This window comes from Pseudomonas sp. TR47 (assembly GCF_044143025.1).
GTDB lineage: Bacteria > Pseudomonadota > Gammaproteobacteria > Pseudomonadales > Pseudomonadaceae > Aquipseudomonas > Aquipseudomonas putida_E.
Genome location: NZ_JBHFCS010000012.1, coordinates 1 through 18,872 on the forward strand (window position 1 = coordinate 1; position 18,872 = coordinate 18,872).

An 18,872-nucleotide genomic window follows, 5' to 3' on the forward strand; every position below is an offset into this window, starting at 1 on the left:
ACGATCAGGCGATCGAAGCACCACCAGCACTACCTGGATTAAGCAACTCTTTGAATTTCAAGGAGTTTCTCGTTCCGACTACGCTGGAAGTGGGGCGCATTATAAGGGGATTCGGACGCCCGTCAAGGCTTAATTCCAATAAACCTTACTATCGCTAAAAAGCAAAGCGGGGAGGCCTGTCGGCCTCCCCGCTTTTCATCACCTATATATAGCCTCAGAGCACACCAGCACTGCGCAAGCGCCCAAGCGCATCGCCATCCAACCCCAACACATCACCTAGAACTGCCTCCGTGTGCTCACCCAGCAGCGGCGGCGCACGACGATACTCAACGGGCGTTTCCGATAACCTGATAGGGCTGGCCACCTGCGGCACACTCCCAGCCAAGGCATGGGGCATGCTCACAGCCAGGCCGCGCGCAAGCACTTGCGGGTCCTGGAACATCTGCGCCAGATCATTGATCGGCCCACAGGGCACGCCTGCAGCTTCCAACTGGCTCACCCACTCAGCCGTTGTCTTGAACACCGTGGCCTGGCGAATCAACGGAATCAGCTCCGCCCGATTGGCCACCCGCAGCTTGTTGGTTGCGAAGCGTGGGTCATCAGCCCATTGAGGCTGACCAGCCACCTCGGCGAACTTGCGGAACTGGCCATCGTTGCCGACGGTAAGAATGAAGTCGCCATCTGCGGTCGGGAAATCCTGATAAGGCACAATATTAGGATGTGCATTGCCCAGCCGTCGCGGCGGGTTGCCAGTAGTGAGGTAGTTCATCGCCTGATTGGCCAGGCAGGCTACCTGCACATCCAGCAAGGCCATATCGATGTGCTGCCCGACACCGGCCTGGTCGCGATGGGCGAGGGCCGCCAGTATGGCCACGGTCGAATACAGCCCAGTCAGAATATCGGTAAGCGCTACCCCCACCTTCACAGGTCCGGCACCCTCATCACCGTCGGGGCGCCCGGTCAGGCTCATCAGCCCGCCCAGCCCCTGGATCATGAAGTCATAGCCCGCGCGCTTAGCGTAGGGCCCGGTCTGACCGAAGCCAGTGATCGAGCAATAGATAAGCCGGGGATTCACCGACTTCAGGCTCGCGTAATCCAGCCCATAGGCAGCCAGCCCGCCAACCTTGAAGTTTTCAATGACGATGTCCGACTTCGCAGCCAGCTCACGCACCAGGCGCTGCCCCTCTGGCTGAGTAAAGTCGATGGTCACCGAACGCTTGTTACGGTTGGCCGACAAATAGTAAGCCGCCTCACTGGTGTTCTCGCCTTGTACATCCTTGAGGAAGGGCGGCCCCCAGGCGCGAGTATCGTCGCCGCTGCCTGGGCGCTCGACCTTGATCACGTCGGCGCCCAGGTCAGCCAGAATCTGACCAGACCAGGGCCCAGCCAGCACACGGGAGAGGTCCAGCACCCGCAGATGAGATAGCGCGCCCATACCCTGGCTCCTTATCAATAGAAGGCCTGGATGCCGGTTTGCGCGCGCCCCAGAATCAGCGCGTGTACGTCATGGGTGCCCTCATAGGTGTTGACCACCTCAAGATTGACCAGATGACGCGCGACGCCGAACTCGTCGGAGATACCGTTACCACCCAACATGTCACGGGCCATACGCGCAATGTCCAGCGACTTGCCGCACGAGTTGCGCTTCATGATCGAGGTGATTTCCACTGCAGCGGTGCCCTCGTCCTTCATACGCCCCAAACGCAGGCAGCCTTGCAGGGCCAGGGTAATTTCGGTCTGCATGTCGGCCAGCTTCTTCTGGATAAGCTGATTGGCAGCCAGCGGGCGGCCGAACTGCTGACGGTCCAGGGTGTACTGGCGAGCGGTGTGCCAGCAGGCTTCAGCAGCCCCCAAAGCACCCCAGGAAATACCATAACGGGCAGAGTTCAGGCAGGTGAACGGACCTTTGAGGCCACGCACATCCGGGAAGATGTTTTCCTCAGGCACGAACACATTGTCCATCACGATTTCGCCGGTGATCGACGCGCGCAGCCCGACCTTGCCATGGATCGCCGGTGCACTGAGGCCCTGCCAACCCTTTTCAAGAACAAAGCCGCGGATATCGCCAGCGTCATCCTTGGCCCAGACCACGAACACATCGGCGATCGGGCTGTTGGTGATCCACATCTTGCTGCCGCTCAGGCGATAGCCACCGTCCACCTTCCTGGCACGGGTGATCATCGAGCCCGGGTCGGAGCCATGGTTGGGTTCGGTCAGGCCGAAGCAACCGATCCACTCACCGCTGGCAAGCTTGGGCAGGTACTTCTGCTTCTGCGCTTCGGTACCGAACTCGTTGATCGGCACCATCACCAGTGAAGACTGCACACTCATCATCGAGCGATAGCCAGAGTCGATACGCTCCACTTCCCGGGCAATCAGCCCGTAGCACACGTAGTTGAGCCCACTCCCGCCATATTGCTCGGGAATGGTCGCGCCCAGCAGGCCGACTTCACCCATTTCGCGAAAAATAGCGGGGTCGGTCTGCTCATGACGGAAAGCCTCCAGCACCCGCGGGGCCAGCTTGTCCTGGGCGAACTGATAGGCGCTGTCACGAACCATGCGCTCTTCTTCAGTGAGCTGCTGGTCCAGCAGCAGCGGGTCGATCCAGTTGAAGCTTGCTTTACCGGCCATGAGTGAAATCCTCGAAATAGGGGAGCAGATTCTTGTGCCTTTGATCCTAGGCCTGATCTACAACGAGGACAAACGAGGATTGCGCACGTATTAGTGATAATTTATCACTCCGAAACACACAAAAACCCCATCTTGCAAACCCTATAAGTGAGGTTGCCGTACATGCGTCGCAAGATCCCCAGTACCACCGCATTGGTCTGCTTCGAAGCGGCAGCGCGCCACGAGAGCTTTACCAAGGCCGCTCAGGAACTTGCCCTGACCCAAGGCGCCGTCTGTCGCCAGATCGGCGGCCTCGAGGGGTTTCTCAACGTGGAACTGTTCCGGCGCTCGCGGCGCGGCGTCAAGCTGACAGAGGCGGGACTGTCGTATAGCCGCCAGGTTGCCGCACAGCTGGATGCTGTAGAGCGTGACACCTTGTCGGTAATGCGCCAGCAAGGTGCCAACGTGATCGAACTGGCCGTAGTACCGACTTTCGGCACCCAATGGCTGCTGCCGCGGCTCAAGGACTTCCAGCAACGGCACCCGGATGTCACTGTCAACCTCACCAACCGCACACGGCCGTTCCTGTTTGCCGACACCACCTTCGATGCCGCTATCTATTTTGGCGATGCCGACTGGTCAGGCACGCACTCCCACCGCCTGATGGGCGAAAACCCGGTACCCGTGTGCAGCCCAGCCTTGCTGGACGGGCAAGGCATGCTCGACGCGACGCGAATCGCCCACCTGCCGCTACTGCAGCAGACCACGCGGCCCTATGCCTGGCGACAGTGGTTCAATGGTCTGGGCATGAACGTTTCCGGGGACATGACAGGCCCGCGCTATGAACTGTTCTCAATGCTGGCCCAAGCTGCCACCCACGAGATGGGCATCGCGCTGATACCACCGTTCCTGATCCAGCGGGAACTGGAGGAAGGCAGACTGGTGGTCGCTAACAGATACGCCCTGTCCAGCGACAAGGCCTATTATCTGATGATTCCCGAGCGCAAGGCCGAATCGGCGTCGCTGCGGGCATTCCGTGATTGGCTACTGGGGCAGGCACAGCATTACATCGCACCTTCCCTACCCTTGTAGTCAATTATTTTGAACACCTACAGATGTATGTTTTTGTCGCATATAAGCAAACTGTTCAGGTGAATCGAAAAACCCCGACAAAACCGCTAAACACGCGGCTTTCAGAGGGTTTTACGACCTTCGCGAGTCCATCTGCGAAATCAGCGCAAAAAATTTCAAAAAATCCCCTAATCTGCCAATAGCCCATGTTTGACGGGCTGCGCCCTATTCGTTGCGACATACGGTCACAGGGTGACTTGTAGTTTTAACTTCGTTTCGCTCCAGAACCGGTTGAAGGCCCCTGGGTTCGTCTGCAAAATGCTCCGCCCGCCCTGGATTCGGCGGACTGGCGCTCAACAGCCAAACCCGCGCACCACCCGAAGTGCGCTGGCTTCTATAAAGACAAAAAGGTCACCGCAGGAGAAATAGTCGTGCACATTGGTGTTCCTCTCGAGACGCAGACCGGTGAGACAAGGGTCGCTGCGACCCCGGAAACCATCAAGAAACTGATTGGCCAGGGCCATCAGGTCACCGTCCAACGGGGGGCAGGGCTCAATGCCAGCATTCCGGACAGTGCCTATGAGGCCGTGGGCGCTTCCCTGGGAAGTGCAGCCGATGCCTACGGCGCCCAACTGGTCCTCAAGGTGGTCGGTCCCAACGACCAGGAGCTGGCCCTGATCAACAGCGGCAGCCTTCTGGTGGGCATGCTCAACCCATTCAACAACGAGCTGATCGGCAAGATGGCAGAGCGCGGTATCACTGCCTTCGCCCTGGAGGCCGCGCCGCGTACATCCCGGGCCCAGAGCTTGGACGTGCTGTCGTCCCAGGCCAACATCGCCGGTTACAAGGCCGTGTTGCTGGCTGCCCATCATTACCCGCGCTTCATGCCCATGCTGATGACCGCCGCCGGTACTGTGAAAGCCGCGCGCGTGCTGATCCTGGGCGCTGGCGTTGCCGGCCTGCAGGCCATCGCCACCGCCAAGCGCCTGGGCGCAGTCATCGAGGCGTCCGACGTACGCCCGGCTGTCAAGGAGCAAATCGAGTCGCTGGGCGCCAAGTTCATCGACGTGCCCTACGAGACCGATGAGGAGCGCGAGTGCGCAGAAGGCGTCGGCGGCTATGCCCGGCCAATGCCGGCCAGCTGGATGCAGCGCCAGGCCCAGGCCGTGCATGAGCGAGCCAAACAGGCCGACATCGTCATCACTACGGCGCTCATCCCCGGCCGCAAGGCACCGACCCTGCTCAGCGCCGAAACCGTGGCGCAGATGAAACCAGGCTCGGTGGTCATCGACCTGGCCGCTGCCCAAGGCGGTAATTGCCCGCTGACCGTGGCCGACCAGGTCGTGATGGAAAACGGCGTGACCATCGTCGGCCCGACCAACCTGCCGGCCCAGGTGGCAGCAGATGCCTCGGCACTGTATGCACGCAACCTGCTGGATTTCATGAAGCTGCTGTTCGACAAGGACGGCGCGCTGGTCATCAACCTCGAAGACGACATCGTCGCCGCGTGCCTGATGTGCCGCGACGGCCAGGTCGTGCGCAAGAACGGCTAAGGAGCACGACAATGGAAGACATGCTGATTTCCCATGGCATCTACAACCTGATCATCTTCGTGCTGGCCATCTATATCGGCTACCACGTGGTCTGGAACGTGACCCCGGCACTGCACACACCCCTGATGGCGGTCACCAACGCCATCTCGGCCATCGTCATCGTCGGCGCCATGTTGGCTGCTGCGCTGACCGTGACCCCGGCCGGCAAGCTGATGGGCACCCTGGCGGTGGCCCTGGCTGCGGTCAACGTGTTCGGTGGCTTCCTGGTCACCCGTCGCATGCTTGAGATGTTCAAGAAGAAAACCAAGAACGAGGCGCAGAAGTAAGCATGAGCATGAATCTGGTAACGCTCCTCTACCTCGTCGCCTCGGTCTGCTTCATTCAGGCGCTCAAGGGCCTGTCGCACCCGACCACGTCGCGGCGCGGCAACCTGTTCGGCATGATCGGCATGGGGATCGCGATCCTCACCACGGTTGGCCTCATCTATAAGCTTGGGGCAGAGCTGGCAACTGCCGGGATTGGCTACGTCATCGTCGGCCTGCTGGTCGGCGGTACCGCAGGCTCGATCATGGCCAAGCGCGTAGAAATGACCAAGATGCCGGAGCTGGTCGCCTTCATGCACAGCATGATCGGCCTGGCGGCGGTATTCATTGCCATCGCGGCAGTACTCGAGCCGCAATCGATGGGCATTGTCGCCAGCATCAGCGACCCGATACCCACCGGTAACCGCCTGGAGCTGTTCCTTGGCGCTGCCATCGGTGCAATCACTTTCTCCGGTTCCGTGATCGCGTTCGGCAAGCTGTCGGGCAAGTACAAGTTCCGCCTGTTCCAAGGCGCACCGGTACAGTTCGCCGGCCAGCACAAGCTGAACCTGATTCTGGGCCTGACCACGATTGCCCTGGGCCTGCTGTTCACCTTCACCGGCCACTACAGCGCCTTCACCTTGATGCTGGTCCTGGCCTTCATCATGGGTGTACTGATCATTATCCCGATCGGCGGTGCAGACATGCCGGTGGTGGTGTCGATGCTCAATAGCTATTCGGGTTGGGCGGCGGCCGGTATCGGCTTCTCGCTGAACAACTCGATGCTGATCATCGCCGGCTCCCTGGTGGGCTCCAGCGGTGCGATCCTCTCGTACATCATGTGCAAAGCGATGAATCGCTCGTTCTTCAACGTCATCCTCGGCGGCTTCGGCGGGGATACCGATACCGGCGCAGCGCAAGGCTCGAAAGAGCAGCGCCCGGTGAAGTCTGGCTCGGCCGACGACGCGACCTTCCTGCTGAGCAACGCCGACACGGTGATCATCGTGCCCGGCTACGGCCTGGCGGTAGCCCGTGCCCAGCACGCGCTCAAGGAGCTGACCGAGAAGCTGACCCACAACGGCGTGACCGTGAAGTACGCGATCCACCCGGTGGCAGGGCGCATGCCCGGGCACATGAACGTACTGCTGGCCGAGGCCGAAGTGCCCTACGACCAAGTGTTCGAGATGGAAGACATCAACGCCGAGTTCGGCCAGGCCGACGTAGTGTTGGTGCTGGGCGCCAACGACGTGGTCAACCCGGCGGCGAAGAACGATCCAAAGTCGCCGATCGCGGGCATGCCGATCCTGGAGGCGTACAAAGCCAAGACCATCATCGTCAACAAACGCTCCATGGCCAGCGGCTACGCCGGCCTGGACAACGAACTGTTCTACCTGGACAAGACCATGATGGTGTTCGGTGACGCGAAGAAGGTCATCGAGGATATGGTCAAAGCCGTCGAGTAACCCCGCTTCCACCACCCAGTGGACTATAAAGAAGCCCCGGCGAGATCCCTCCCGGGGCTTTTTCATTTTGCTGATCCAGATCAATGGCTCTATTCCCGGGCTCCTCATACGACCATGGTCGCGGGACGGCGCCGGGGTAAATCTCTAGACTGCGCTGCAGTAGCTTCAGTAGCCCGAGATAACAATCCATGTACCGTGATCGTATCCGCTTGTCCTCCCTGCACAGCAAGGTAATGAGTGCGGCTGACGCCGCTGGCCTGATCGAGGACGGCATGACCGTCGGCATGAGCGGGTTCACCCGCGCCGGCGAAGCCAAGGCCGTACCGCATGCCTTGGCCGAACGCGCCAAGCTGTCGCCTCTGAAAATCAGCCTGATGACCGGCGCCAGCCTGGGCAATGACCTGGACAAGCAACTGACCGAGGCTGGCGTGCTGGCGCGCCGCATGCCGTTCCAGGTCGACAGCACCCTGCGCAAAGCCATCAACGACGGTCAGGTGATGTTCATCGACCAGCACCTGTCGGAAACCGTCGAGCAACTGCGCAACCAGCAGCTCAAACTGCCGGACATCGCGGTAATCGAAGCGGTGGCCATTACTGAACAGGGCCACATCGTGCCGACCACTTCGGTGGGCAACTCGGCGAGCTTCGCGATCTTCGCCAAGCAGGTGATTGTCGAGATCAACCTGTCGCACAACGCCAACCTCGAAGGCCTGCACGACATCTATATCCCGACCTATCGCCCAACCCGCACGCCGATCCCGCTGGTGAAAGTGGATGACCGCATCGGCAGCACCGCAATCCCGATCGACCCCGCCAAGATCGTCGGCATCGTCATCAGCGACCAGCCAGATTCGCCCTCCACCGTGCTACCGCCGGACGATGAAACCCAGGCCATCGCCGACCACCTGATCAACTTCCTCAAGAACGAAGTGGATGCAGGCCGCATGACCAACAGGCTCGGCCCGCTGCAAGCCGGCATCGGCAGCATCGCCAACGCGGTGATGTGTGGCCTGATCGAGTCGCCGTTCGAAGACCTGACCATGTACTCCGAAGTACTTCAGGACTCGACCTTCGACCTGATCGACGCTGGCAAGCTGAGTTTTGCCTCGGGCAGCTCCATCACCCTGTCGGGCCGTCGCAATGCCGACGTATTCGGCAACCTGGAGCGCTACAAGGACAAGCTGGTACTGCGCCCGCAGGAGATCTCCAACCACCCTGAAGTCGTGCGCCGCCTTGGCATCATCGGCATCAACACGGCGCTGGAGTTCGACATCTACGGCAACGTCAACTCCACGCACGTCTGTGGCACCCGGATGATGAACGGTATCGGTGGCTCCGGCGATTTCGCCCGTAATGCCCACCTGGCCGTATTCGTCACCAAGTCGATCGCCAAAGGCGGCGCGATCTCCAGCGTGGTGCCTATGGTGAGCCATGTCGACCACACCGAGCACGACGTGGACATCCTGGTGACCGAACAGGGGCTTGCCGACCTGCGGGGCCTCGCGCCACGGGAACGGGCACGGGCGATCATCGATAACTGTGTCCACCCGGATTACCGTGCAGCGCTGAACGACTATTTCGATCGCGCTTGCCTGCGTGGCGGCCACACTCCGCATATCCTGCGTGAGGCGCTGAGCTGGCACGAAAATCTGGAAGAAAGTGGGCGCATGCTCGCCAGCTGATCTGTAGCAGCGGCCTGCCTTTGCCCGAGGCCGCCACGCATTCCGGACGCCATAGCAATACCTCGAGGGCTGCTCTGCAGCCCTTTCTCGGCACAAGCCCGATTCAGCAAGCACTGAATAAGATAAAACTGTACTACTGTACCGTTAATTCGCCACGCTCCCGCCTGCTCAAAGCCATATAAAACCTGAAAAAGCACCATAACGGTGCAGACCAGTACAGTTGCGCCTGTTTCGAGTGCAACAGTAGGGTTACACAGTTAACTGAACCATCGTAATGCAGTAGAACTGTATCTACTGTTATGGACAGCAGAGGAGGATCATTGGCATCAGTTAAACCACTCCCTAGTCCCGCCATAAGCGGAAGGATGAAACATCATGGAACGTACCCTCAGTTCCGGTCTCGTTTTCGAAAACAACGCCCAGCAAACCAACGCTTCGCTGCCGCTGCGCGCGCTCTCTACCCTGCTGCTGTGGCAGCGCCGCATGGCCAGCCGCCGTCAGCTGGCGCGTCTCGATGCCCGCCTGCTGGCCGATGCCGGTATCAGCGAGTCGCAGCGTTACGAGGAGCTGAGCAAGCCGTTCTGGCGCTAAGCACCGGCTCGCCGGCTTCAGCTGGCACCGTGAATCCCAAACCCGTTGCAGGAGACTGCAGCGGGTTTTTTTATGGGGTAACTCCCGGCCACCCTTGAAGCAGAGCCTGCCATCACTGAACAAGTACAATTTTCAAAGTATCAAAATAGACCATAACAGTTACCTTGTGCGCCGTTCATTGACATCCATAAATTCCGGCGCGTGATACGCTTGACTGGGCGGTCTGGTAAAAACCAGATGTTCAAAGCCACCGTGACGAACCGTGTGAGCGTCCAATAAGCAGATCCACCCGAATCTTCCCCAGGAGTGCACGACCATGACCCGTAATTACCTGATTGGCGCAGCCCTGCTGCTCGGCCTGGCCGGCACTGCCCACGCCACCAGCTTCATTGTCACTACTGATGCAGTCGTTGGCGCGGTTGCCGCCTCCACCGACGCTACCTCCGATGTGTCCTCGTCTTTCCGTGATGACAAGATCGTTCAGGCCGCTCGCGATGATGCGGCCAGCTACGTGGGCAGCCAGGGCGCCATTCGCGGCGCCAAGCTCGAGAGCGCTTTGCTGCACATCCGCTCGAGCATGCCAGCCCTGCAGGCCAGCGATGCGCAATTGGCCCAGGCCATCTTGGCGATCTGACCTGCTACAGCCCACAAGCGCTGGCCCTGGCCGGTACTTGTGGGCTAGCCTTCGACGTTCCTGTTCCTGTCGTAAGAAAGCCAATGCGTTATCTGTTGCCGCTGCTGTTTTCCGTAGTCGCCATGGGCAGTGCCCATGCCATGGACACCACCACGCAAGGCCTGGTCATCACAGGCTACGTCACCAGCCAAGTCACGACTGCCCCATTCGACCGAAAGCTGGTCAGGCAGGCTCGCGACGATGCCGCGGCCTTCGTCGCCAGCGACGGCCTGATTCACGGAGCACGCCTGGAAGCAGCACTCAAGTCGCTGCGCCATGACGGCGGCCGTCAATCTGTCGGCGACCTTGAACTGGCAGAAGCAATTCTCGTCCAATCACTAAATCTGACTCCCTGCATTTCCGGAGATGCTCCATGCGTAAACCGCTGATCGCCGCTACCCTCGGCATGTTGCTGCTGGCCGACCTGGCCCAGGCACAAACTCTGGTGGCCACCAGCAACATCATCGTGCGGGCCTTTGGCCGCTCGATCGACTTCACCTCTGACACCACCACCTCGATCCGCGACTCCAAGGTCGTGCGTGAAGCCCATGACGATGCCGCCAGCTTCGTCGCCAGCAACGGTGATATTCGTGGCGCCCAGCTTGAGGCCGCCTTCAACACCCTGCGCGAACGCGTGCCTGAAGCGCGCGGCGCCAGCGACCAGGTGCTGGCCGAAGCCATCCTGGCACTGTGAACCGCGTACGTGCCTGGTTGCTCGGCTGCGCCCTGACGCTGCTGGGCACGCCCGCCCTGGCCGGCCTGCAGCTCGAGCTGCAGGCAGCCGGCCTGGCCCCACAGCAGGCTCAAGCCACCCAAGCCCTGCTTGATGAGGCTTTGGCCAAGCTCCCTCCCCGCTTCAAGCAACAGCTCGACCGGCGCATTGAGGTCAGCTGGAGCGACAACATGCCAGCCGATGCCTACGGGCAGGCCTCCTTGGTCTCGACCCTGCAGCTCAACCGGCGCCTGCTGCCCGGCCTGACTGACGGCAGTGCTGCACAGGAGCGCACCAACCGTCCGCATGGCACGGTGCGTGAGGAGTTGCTGGCTACAGTCCTGCACGAACTTACCCACATATACGACCGAGCCCGGCTCTGGCCCAGTGCTGAACATTCGCTGATCGCCCGCTGCAAGCGCCAGCAAGGCACCGTTGGCAAGGTCGGTCTTCCCGAGCAATGCCGCGGCCAGGCCGAGCGCCGCTTTACCCTGAGCGATGACCCGCGCCTGCTCGACCTGGCCGGCTGGCAGCAATACGTCGGCCGCCGCGGTGAGCGCGAACAGCACAATGGCCAGTTCCTGCGCAGCCCCGACAGCTATGAGCTGAGCAGCCCCAAGGAATACATCGCGGTCAACATGGAGTACTTCCTCCTGGACCCGAGCTACGGCTGCCGTCGGCCAGCACTCAATCAGTACCTGGCTGATCATTTCGGCTGGGCGCCCGAGCAGGCAACGTGCGCCAAGGGCTTGCCATTCCTCAACGCCGGCAGCGACTTCGCCCGCCAGCCGTTGGGCGAAATCGACCCGGAACGGGTCTATGAGGTGGACTTTCTCCTGGCCGAGGCCAACCAGAACCTGGTGAGCCGCTGGGGCCACAGCATGCTGCGCCTGGTGATCTGCAAACCCGGCCGGCCTCGCGGGCCAGACTGCCGACTGGACCTCGACCAGCACCTGGTGCTCTCCTACCGTGCCTTCGTCAATGACGTTCAACTGTCCAGCTGGGATGGCCTGGTTGGCGCCTATCCGTCGAGGCTGTTCGTGCTACCGCTGGCCCAAGTGATCGACGAATACACCAAGACCGAACTGCGCAGCCTGGCGTCGGTGCCGTTGAAGCTCAACCGCGACGAAATTGAAAATCTGGTACGCCAGGCCGCCGAGATGCACTGGAGCTATGACGGCAACTACTGGTTCCTGTCCAACAACTGTGCGGTGGAGTCATTGAAACTGCTGCGCAGCGGCACCGCCAACCCGCGCCTGAACGACCTCGACAGCATCATGCCCAACGGTTTGCTTGCAGTATTGAAGGGCCGGGGGCTGGCCGATACCAGCGTGCTCGACGACCCGCGCGAAGCCTTGCGCCTGGGCTACCGTTTCGACTCGTATCGCGACCGCTATCAAGCGATGTTCGATGTGCTGAAGCAACAGCTGCCAGTCAAGCAGGACAAGGTCGAGGACTGGCTGGCCCAGGACGCCGAACAGCGCCGCGGCTGGTTCTTGCAAGCCGACCTGCGCACCAGCGCCGCCTTGCTTCTGCTGGAACAGGCCAGCCTGCGCCGCCAACTGCTGCTGGCTCAGGATGAAGTGAAGCAGCGCTATCTGAATGCGGCCGCGCTGAAAGATGGCAGTATCAACAAGGCCGACCAGACCCTGAAGCAGATGCTCGCCAACAGTGGCTTCCTCAGCCGCCCGGCCGAACTGCTGGATACAAAGGGATACGGGCTGCCGCAGCCGGATGAGCGCAAGCATCTGGAAAAAGTCAGTAGTGAACGGCAGGCCCAGTTGCTGCGCTTGAGCACTGACCTGGACAGAGAAGTCAGGGCGCTGCTGGAGCCTTCGCGGGCCAAGGAAATTGCTGCGGTCGAGGCCAATGTGAAGCTGATTGGTGAGCACCTGCGGGCGCTGCACAAGGCAGCAGGCGGCCTGCAACTGCCTTGATTGCCCTCCTGGCCCTGTCGCCGGCAAACCGGCGACAGGGCGGGCAATGCCATCCAGAGGCTAGCGTTTTTCCTCTTCCTCTTCAGGCAAACCTTCATCCACATGCAGCCAGGGCAACCGGCTCCCGGTCCAAATGTGCCGCGTGGCCCGCACCCGTTCCGGGTGGTCCAGCGTCGCTACCGTTACATCGATGCTGCCCGGGCTATGCGACGTCACCAACGCCACATGTGCACCACAATCACCGCAGAAGTAGCGCTTGCAACTGGCCGGAGCCACATAGCACTGCGGCCTGCCCGCCACCCATTGGAAACCGGAGCGAGGCACGGTGAGCCAGGTCACCAGCAGGCCGCCGCTGACCCGCCTGCAGATCGAGCAATGGCAATGGGCGATATCCGTCAACTCACCCTTCAAGCAATAGCGCAAGGCGCCGCAATGGCAGCCACCTTCAGTTACATCAGACATCTCCTACCTCCCGTCGCCCTTTTCCTGGCGAAAGCTGGCTGAAAGCTTGCCCCCATAGGATAGCCACCACTACCGGCACAAGACCGGTCAGCCAGGGCACCCGGAATCTTCCGCGCCCGGCCCAATCAACAACAACAATGGTGATTCTGATGTATTCCTGTGCCCGCCCTTTCGCAGTAACCCTCCGCTTGCTCCCCGCGCAGCGCTCAACGCGCTGATTCGCCCGATCGACTTTCCTTTCGCCGCGCCACGCCTGGAGTATTGCCATGCTGACCTTCCTCGGCTTTGCCATGGTCATCACCTTCATGTACCTGATCATGACCAAGCGCCTGTCGGCCTTGATCGCGCTGATCCTGGTACCGATCCTGTTCGCCCTGTTCGGTGGTTTTTCCGCCAAAATCGGCCCGATGATGCTCGAAGGCATCAGCAAGCTCGCGCCCACCGGCGTCATGCTGATGTTCGCCATCCTTTACTTCGCCCTGATGATCGACTCCGGCCTGTTCGACCCGGCGGTGCGCAAGATCCTCAAGCTGGTCAAGGGCGACCCGCTGAAAGTCTCGGTCGGCACCGCCGTGCTGGCCCTGGTGGTCTCGCTGGACGGTGACGGCGCCACCACCTACATGATCTGCTGCGCCGCCATGCTGCCCCTGTACAGCCGCCTGGGCATGAGCCCGCGGATCATGGCCGGCCTGATCATACTCGCCGGTGGGGTAATGAACATGACCCCATGGGGCGGCCCTACTGCCCGCGCAGCCAGTGCCCTGCACGTAGACCCTTCGGACATTTTCGTACCGATGATCCCGGCCATGGTCTTTGGCGTGCTGGCGATCCTGGCCATCGCCTACATGTACGGCAAGCGTGAGCGTGCCCGCCTGGGTGAACTGCACCTGCCTACCGACGACATCGATCACAGCGAAATCACCGTGTCGCAGTTCCCCGACGCACGCCGGCCGAAGCTTCTGTGGTTCAACGGTGCGCTCACCGCTGCGCTGATGGCTGCACTGATCGCAGGCCTGCTACCACTGCCGGTGCTGTTCATGATCGCCTTCAGCATCGCCATGATCGTCAACTACCCTTGCCTTCAGCAGCAGAAGGACCGTATTGCCGCCCACGCTGGCAGCGTACTCGCCGTGACCGGGCTGATCTTCGCCGCCGGTATCTTCACCGGCATCCTGTCGGGCACCGGCATGGTCGAGGCCATGTCCAAAAGCTTGCTGGCGGTCATTCCCGAAGCGCTGGGCCCTTACCTGGCGGTGATCACCGCGATCGTGAGCATGCCGTTCACCTTCTTCATGTCCAATGACGCCTTCTATTACGGCGTGCTGCCGGTGCTGGCCGAAGCGGCCAGCCACTACGGCATCAGCCCGGTGGAAATGGCCCGCGCTTCGATTGTCGGCCAGCCGGTACACCTGCTGAGCCCGCTGGTACCCTCGACCTACCTGCTGGTGGCGCTGGCAGGCATCGAATTCGGTGATCATCAGCGCTTCACCCTCAAGTGGGCAGTACTGGTGTGCATGTGCATAATGCTCGCCGCACTGCTGATGGGCATTTTTCCGCTGTTCAGCAGTCTGTAAATAAACGCCTGTCACCGCAACGCGAAGTGCCCTGTGCAGGGGCGCTTCGCCACTATCGTTCGAAGGAATACACATGGAATGGCTGACCAGCCCGGAAATCTGGGTTGCCTTTTTCACCCTCACTGCGCTTGAGATCGTTCTCGGTATCGACAACATCATCATGATCTCGATTCTGGTCAGCCGCATGCCCAAGCACATGCAGGCGCGCACCCGAATCTTCGGTCTGGCCCTGGCCATGGTCACCCGCATTTTGCTGTTGCTGTCGATCACCTGGGTCATGCGCCTGACTGCCGACCTGTTCGTGGTATTCGGCCAGGGCATCTCGGGCCGCGACCTGATTCTGTTCTTTGGCGGCCTGTTCCTGCTGTGGAAAAGCTCGCAGGAGATCTACCACGGCCTGGAAGGCGAGGACGAAAGCGGTGACGAGCCCAAGGGCAAGGGCGGCACGTTCCTCTTCACCATCATTCAGATCGCCATCATCGACATCGTGTTCTCCCTGGACTCGGTGATCACTGCTGTAGGCATGGTTTCGCATGTGCCGGTGATGGTCGCAGCAATCATCGTTGCAGTACTGGTGATGATGTTGTGCGCCGGTGCCATCAGCAACTTCATCGACAAGCACCCTTCGCTGAAGATGCTTGCGCTTTCGTTCCTGATCGTCGTAGGTACCGTGCTGATCGCCGAATCTTTCGATGTGCACGTGCCCAAGGGCTACGTCTACTTCGCCATGGCGTTCTCCCTGGGGGTGGAGGCCATCAACATCCGCATGCGCACCGCCATGGCGCGCAAGCGCGGCAAGGAGCAAGACGCAGTTAAATTGCGCAAGGACATTCCGGGTCAGTAAGCACCGCGAACGCAGTATTCGAGGGCCCTCATCAGGGCCCTTTTTCATGCCTTGGGTTTCGTGACAGACAGGTTTCAAATACTGGCCGAGCATGCCAAGCTGGCGACAGGCCCGCAAAACAACTAAAGCTTGAGTAAGCACTGGATAAAAACACCCACCCCCGGGCCAGGCTTACCGCTTCACCCATTGGCTCCGCCTTTGGAGCCCGGATAAGAGGGGGCTACACCATGCTGACCCTGCTCAACCTGCTTTCCGCCGTCGCGTTGCTGGTATGGGGCACGCACATCGTCCGTACCGGCATCCTGAGAGTGTTCGGCTCCAACCTGCGCCGGGTCCTGAGCCAGAACATGAACCGGCGGCCATTGGCATTCATCGCCGGTATCCTGGTCACGGCCGTAGTGCAGAGCAGCAACGCGACCGCCATGCTGGTGACGTCATTCGTGGGTCAGGGCTTGATGGCCATGACCCCGGCCTTGGCAATCATGCTCGGTGCAGATGTCGGCACTGCACTGATGGCCAGGGTGCTTACCCTGGACCTTTCATGGCTCTCGCCGTTGCTGATATTCCTGGGTGTGATCTTTTTTCTGTCGCGCAAGCAAACGCGCGCGGGCCAGCTGGGCCGGGTAGGCATCGGCCTGGGTCTGATCATTCTGGCGCTGGAACTGATCGTTCAGGCGGCTACCCCCATCACCCAGGCTCAGGGTGTGAAAGTGCTGTTCGCCTCATTGACCGGAGACATCCTGCTCGATGCTTTGGCTGGCGCAGTGTTCGCCATGGTTTCGTACTCCAGCCTGGCAGCAGTGCTGCTGACCGCTACCCTGGCCGGCGCTGAACTGATCAGCCTGCCAGTGGCCATCGGCCTGGTGGTCGGCGCCAACATCGGCAGCGGGCTGCTGGCCTTTCTCAGCACCAGCATGCAGAACGCCGCGGGCCGGCGAGTGGCCTTGGGCAGCCTGTTGTACAAGCTGATCGGCCTGGTGCTGATCATTCCGGTGCTCAATCCACTGGTGGCGTGGATGGACTCGCTGAGCTTCAGCCCACAGGAGCTGGTGATCGGCTTCCACCTGCTCTACAACACGCTGCGTTGCCTGGTCCTGCTGCCCACCGTCAAGCCCATGGGGCGCCTGTGCAACTGCTTGTTGCCGGAGCGCGAGAACGGTAACGGCCAAGTGCGCCCACGCCACCTGGACGCCTCGGCACTCACCACACCCAGCCTGGCCTTGGCCAATGCTGCCCGCGAAACGTTGCGCCTGGGCGATATCGTCGACAGCCTGCTCGAGGCCATGCTCAACGCCCTGCGCGGCACCCAGACCGCCCTCCCACAGCAGGTCCGTGCCCTGGGCGAAGATGCCGAAGCGCTGTACAGCGCCATCAAACTGTACCTGGCCCAAATGCCCCGAGAAGACCTCAGCGATCAGGACAACAGGCGCTGGGCCGAAATCATCGAACTGGCGATCAACCTCAAGCTGGCCTGTGACCTGGTCGAACGCATGCTGCGCAAGGTCCAACAGCAGAAGACCAGCCAACGCCGGGAGTTTTCCCAGGTCGGCCTGCAAGAGCTGGCCGGCCTGCAAGAGCAATTGCTGACCAACCTGCGCCTGGGCCTTTCGGTATTTCTCAGCGCCGACCCAGAGAGCGCACGCTTGCTGTTGCGGGAAAAACGCCGCTTCCGTGCCCAGGAAAGACGCCTGGCCCATGCCCATGTCAGCCGCCTGCAACGCAAGGTAGTGCAAAGTATCGAGACCAGTTCGCTACACTTGGAGCTGATCGCTGACATGAAGCGGTTGAACTCTTTGTTCTGCAGCAGTGCCTATGTGGTACTGGGTGGCTCGGACACCGGCGGGCTAATGCTCGACAGTGTGCCGGACGAAGCCCGCCTACCCTGATCTCGCCTACCTGGAGACCCAAGCTCGCCCATGCGTTGCCTGACCTTCGTTTGCCTGCTGATCTGTAGCCTGCACTCCTTCGCCCTCGATCGTTCGCGGGTCGAGGGCTACCTGCTGCCCAACGGTCTGCAGGTTATTCTTAAATCCGGCTACGAACGCGATCATGTGGCGATCCGCCTGGTGGTGGGTGTGGGCCTGGACGACTTCGACTGCGAGCAGAAAGAGCTGCCGCACCTGCTCGAGCACTTGCTGTTCAGCGGCATCGACGAGACCGGTGAGGGCGGCCTGGAAGAGCGCCTGCAGGTTTTGGGTGGCGAATGGAATGCCTTCACCAGCAGCGCCGACACCACCTTCGTCATCGAGGCCCCGGCGCGCAACCAGCGCAAAGTGCTCGACCTGCTGCTGGCGGTACTGCGCGACACCCGCATCGACGCCAAGGCGTTGGCCACGGCCAAGCGCATCATCGAACGTGAAGACGGCGGCCACTATGGCCATCTGCAACGCTGGCTCGACCGCCAGGACATCGGCCATCCGGCCAGCGATCAGTTGGCAACCGAACTGGGCCTCAAATGCCCGGAACGCTCCAACCTCGATGGCATGACGCTGGAGCAGGTGCAGGCCCTGCGTGATCGCTGGTACGCCGCCAACAACATGACCTTGATCATGGTTGGCGGCCTCGATCGGCTGCTGCCGGCCTACCTGGAGCGCACCTACGGCGAGCTGCCCGCCACCGAGCCGCAGGAGCGGCGCAACCTGGAAAGCATCAGCCAGCAGGCCGAACAGCGACGCGACCTGACCCGTGGTTTTCTGGGCGACAGCGTCAAACTGCACTGGTTGTTCATCGAGCCGGTACTGGACAACGACCACCAGTCGACCCTCGACCTGCTCTCACGCTATCTGGACTGGGCCCTGTACGACCAGTTGCGCCTGCGTAACGGCCTGTCCTATGGGCCTTCGGCACAACGCGAAAGCTTTGGCGACAGCGGCCTGCTCAGCCTGAACGCTGACCTTGAGCGCGACGACGTCGACGAGGCGGTCAAGGTGATGCAGAAACTGTTCGACCACTTGCGCGAGGACGGCCTTGATCCGGATACATTCGCCCGTATCAAGGAGGCCGCCGTCGCCAAGGAAAGCTGGAGCACCCAGGGCAACAGCGCGCTGGCCGATTATTACTGGGGGGCACTCAACGCCTACAGCAACGGGCGCTTTGCCGACCCGGCCCGGCAGCTGCGACAGGTCAGCCTGGAGCAGGCCAACGAGGCGCTGAAGGCATTGCTCAAGGATGAGGGTTATCTGCGCATCGAGAAGCCGTTGCTTGGGTATGACGAGCTGTATGGGCTGATTGCGCTGCTACTGGGGGTGATCCTGGCTGCCGGGCTGCTACGTCGCCGGCGTACTTCACCCCAACCACCGAGCGGTGCTACACGGCAGCGGTGATTCGGCGGTATCCTTTCGCCAGTACCGGCCTCTTCGCGGGTTTACCCGCGACGGCGCGGCACAGTCACCCTATCA

The 18,872-nt window shown here is 61.2% G+C and carries 17 protein-coding genes; 14 read left to right on the plus strand and 3 right to left on the minus strand.

The annotated features are described in order from the left end of the window. Nucleotides 1–214 precede the first annotated feature (214 nt). Both ACEWE8_RS14170 and ACEWE8_RS14175 read right to left on the minus strand, forming a co-directional pair. Nucleotides 215–1,435: a CaiB/BaiF CoA-transferase family protein gene (locus ACEWE8_RS14170; RefSeq protein WP_046786713.1), complete on the minus strand. Its 1,221-nt coding sequence runs from the start codon at nt 1,433–1,435 to the stop codon at nt 215–217. 14 nt (nt 1,436–1,449) lie between these two features. Next, nucleotides 1,450–2,631 carry an acyl-CoA dehydrogenase gene (locus ACEWE8_RS14175; RefSeq protein WP_012316821.1) on the minus strand — a complete coding sequence of 394 codons (1,182 nt, stop codon included), beginning with the start codon at nt 2,629–2,631 and terminating at the stop codon, nt 1,450–1,452. A gap of 162 nt (nt 2,632–2,793) precedes the next feature. Here ACEWE8_RS14175 and ACEWE8_RS14180 point away from each other — a divergent pair, with 162 nt between their 5' ends. From ACEWE8_RS14180 to ACEWE8_RS14225, 10 genes are all read left to right on the plus strand, one after another. Beyond that, nucleotides 2,794–3,702 (plus strand): LysR substrate-binding domain-containing protein, encoded by a 909-nt coding sequence (locus tag ACEWE8_RS14180; RefSeq protein ID WP_046786714.1) that lies wholly within the window; start codon nt 2,794–2,796, stop codon nt 3,700–3,702. 410 nt (nt 3,703–4,112) lie between these two features. Then, a complete protein-coding gene (locus ACEWE8_RS14185) occupies nt 4,113–5,234 on the plus strand; it encodes a Re/Si-specific NAD(P)(+) transhydrogenase subunit alpha (RefSeq protein ID WP_039604735.1) in 1,122 nt (373 codons plus the stop codon). Between the two features lie 11 nt (nt 5,235–5,245). After that, on the plus strand, nt 5,246–5,560 hold the full coding sequence (locus ACEWE8_RS14190; protein ID WP_012316824.1) for an NAD(P) transhydrogenase subunit alpha: 315 nt from the start codon (nt 5,246–5,248) through the stop codon (nt 5,558–5,560). A gap of 2 nt (nt 5,561–5,562) precedes the next feature. Next, nucleotides 5,563–6,999: an NAD(P)(+) transhydrogenase (Re/Si-specific) subunit beta gene (locus tag ACEWE8_RS14195; protein WP_042111833.1), complete on the plus strand. Its 1,437-nt coding sequence runs from the start codon at nt 5,563–5,565 to the stop codon at nt 6,997–6,999. A gap of 188 nt (nt 7,000–7,187) precedes the next feature. Then, nucleotides 7,188–8,681 (plus strand): acetyl-CoA hydrolase/transferase family protein, encoded by a 1,494-nt coding sequence (locus ACEWE8_RS14200; protein ID WP_039604671.1) that lies wholly within the window; start codon nt 7,188–7,190, stop codon nt 8,679–8,681. 375 nt (nt 8,682–9,056) lie between these two features. Beyond that, complete coding sequence (locus tag ACEWE8_RS14205; RefSeq protein ID WP_012316827.1) at nt 9,057–9,272, plus strand: DUF1127 domain-containing protein; 216 nt, start codon at nt 9,057–9,059, stop codon at nt 9,270–9,272. Nucleotides 9,273–9,588: 316 nt separating this feature from the next. Next, entirely contained in the window at nt 9,589–9,906 is a 318-nt protein-coding gene (locus ACEWE8_RS14210) for a DUF2388 domain-containing protein (protein ID WP_046786715.1), read from the plus strand. A gap of 83 nt (nt 9,907–9,989) precedes the next feature. Next, the gene (locus ACEWE8_RS14215; protein ID WP_046786716.1) at nt 9,990–10,334 is read left to right on the plus strand and encodes a DUF2388 domain-containing protein; all 345 of its coding nucleotides are present in this window, start codon (nt 9,990–9,992) and stop codon (nt 10,332–10,334) included. Continuing rightward, complete coding sequence (locus tag ACEWE8_RS14220; protein ID WP_012316830.1) at nt 10,319–10,639, plus strand: DUF2388 domain-containing protein; 321 nt, start codon at nt 10,319–10,321, stop codon at nt 10,637–10,639. The genes ACEWE8_RS14215 and ACEWE8_RS14220 overlap by 16 nt, the downstream gene beginning before the upstream one ends. After that, nucleotides 10,636–12,594: a DUF4105 domain-containing protein gene (locus ACEWE8_RS14225; RefSeq protein ID WP_046786717.1), complete on the plus strand. Its 1,959-nt coding sequence runs from the start codon at nt 10,636–10,638 to the stop codon at nt 12,592–12,594. Before ACEWE8_RS14220 ends, ACEWE8_RS14225 begins: the two co-directional genes overlap by 4 nt. Before the next feature lie 60 nt (nt 12,595–12,654). Here ACEWE8_RS14225 and ACEWE8_RS14230 read toward each other — a convergent pair whose 3' ends face one another. Next, complete coding sequence (locus ACEWE8_RS14230; RefSeq protein WP_046786718.1) at nt 12,655–13,056, minus strand: GFA family protein; 402 nt, start codon at nt 13,054–13,056, stop codon at nt 12,655–12,657. Between the two features lie 266 nt (nt 13,057–13,322). Between ACEWE8_RS14230 and ACEWE8_RS14235 the strand changes: the two genes are divergently transcribed. The 4 genes from ACEWE8_RS14235 (at nt 13,323) to ACEWE8_RS14250 (ending at nt 18,797) form a co-directional block, all read left to right on the plus strand. After that, nucleotides 13,323–14,630: a CitMHS family transporter gene (locus tag ACEWE8_RS14235; protein WP_012316833.1), complete on the plus strand. Its 1,308-nt coding sequence runs from the start codon at nt 13,323–13,325 to the stop codon at nt 14,628–14,630. Nucleotides 14,631–14,703: 73 nt separating this feature from the next. Then, nucleotides 14,704–15,474 carry a TerC family protein gene (locus ACEWE8_RS14240; protein ID WP_012316834.1) on the plus strand — a complete coding sequence of 257 codons (771 nt, stop codon included), beginning with the start codon at nt 14,704–14,706 and terminating at the stop codon, nt 15,472–15,474. A gap of 227 nt (nt 15,475–15,701) precedes the next feature. Beyond that, nucleotides 15,702–17,360: a Na/Pi cotransporter family protein gene (locus tag ACEWE8_RS14245; RefSeq protein WP_046786720.1), complete on the plus strand. Its 1,659-nt coding sequence runs from the start codon at nt 15,702–15,704 to the stop codon at nt 17,358–17,360. A gap of 30 nt (nt 17,361–17,390) precedes the next feature. After that, on the plus strand, nt 17,391–18,797 hold the full coding sequence (locus ACEWE8_RS14250) for a pitrilysin family protein (protein WP_046786721.1): 1,407 nt from the start codon (nt 17,391–17,393) through the stop codon (nt 18,795–18,797). The last annotated feature ends 75 nt before the right edge of the window (nt 18,798–18,872 follow it).

What these genes read in the sequence shown, in the direction of transcription:
- ACEWE8_RS14170 (WP_046786713.1), bottom strand. Translation starts at nt 1,435, where the DNA reads ATGGGCGCGCTATCTCATCTGCGGGTGCTGGACCTCTCCCGTGTGCTG.
- ACEWE8_RS14175 (WP_012316821.1), bottom strand. Translation starts at nt 2,631, where the DNA reads ATGGCCGGTAAAGCAAGCTTCAACTGGATCGACCCGCTGCTGCTGGAC.
- ACEWE8_RS14180 (WP_046786714.1), top strand. Translation starts at nt 2,794, where the DNA reads ATGCGTCGCAAGATCCCCAGTACCACCGCATTGGTCTGCTTCGAAGCG.
- ACEWE8_RS14190 (WP_012316824.1), top strand. Translation starts at nt 5,246, where the DNA reads ATGGAAGACATGCTGATTTCCCATGGCATCTACAACCTGATCATCTTC.
- ACEWE8_RS14195 (WP_042111833.1), top strand. Translation starts at nt 5,563, where the DNA reads ATGAGCATGAATCTGGTAACGCTCCTCTACCTCGTCGCCTCGGTCTGC.
- ACEWE8_RS14200 (WP_039604671.1), top strand. Translation starts at nt 7,188, where the DNA reads ATGTACCGTGATCGTATCCGCTTGTCCTCCCTGCACAGCAAGGTAATG.
- ACEWE8_RS14205 (WP_012316827.1), top strand. Translation starts at nt 9,057, where the DNA reads ATGGAACGTACCCTCAGTTCCGGTCTCGTTTTCGAAAACAACGCCCAG.
- ACEWE8_RS14210 (WP_046786715.1), top strand. Translation starts at nt 9,589, where the DNA reads ATGACCCGTAATTACCTGATTGGCGCAGCCCTGCTGCTCGGCCTGGCC.
- ACEWE8_RS14215 (WP_046786716.1), top strand. Translation starts at nt 9,990, where the DNA reads ATGCGTTATCTGTTGCCGCTGCTGTTTTCCGTAGTCGCCATGGGCAGT.
- ACEWE8_RS14220 (WP_012316830.1), top strand. Translation starts at nt 10,319, where the DNA reads ATGCGTAAACCGCTGATCGCCGCTACCCTCGGCATGTTGCTGCTGGCC.
- ACEWE8_RS14230 (WP_046786718.1), bottom strand. Translation starts at nt 13,056, where the DNA reads ATGTCTGATGTAACTGAAGGTGGCTGCCATTGCGGCGCCTTGCGCTAT.
- ACEWE8_RS14235 (WP_012316833.1), top strand. Translation starts at nt 13,323, where the DNA reads ATGCTGACCTTCCTCGGCTTTGCCATGGTCATCACCTTCATGTACCTG.
- ACEWE8_RS14240 (WP_012316834.1), top strand. Translation starts at nt 14,704, where the DNA reads ATGGAATGGCTGACCAGCCCGGAAATCTGGGTTGCCTTTTTCACCCTC.
- ACEWE8_RS14245 (WP_046786720.1), top strand. Translation starts at nt 15,702, where the DNA reads ATGCTGACCCTGCTCAACCTGCTTTCCGCCGTCGCGTTGCTGGTATGG.
- ACEWE8_RS14250 (WP_046786721.1), top strand. Translation starts at nt 17,391, where the DNA reads ATGCGTTGCCTGACCTTCGTTTGCCTGCTGATCTGTAGCCTGCACTCC.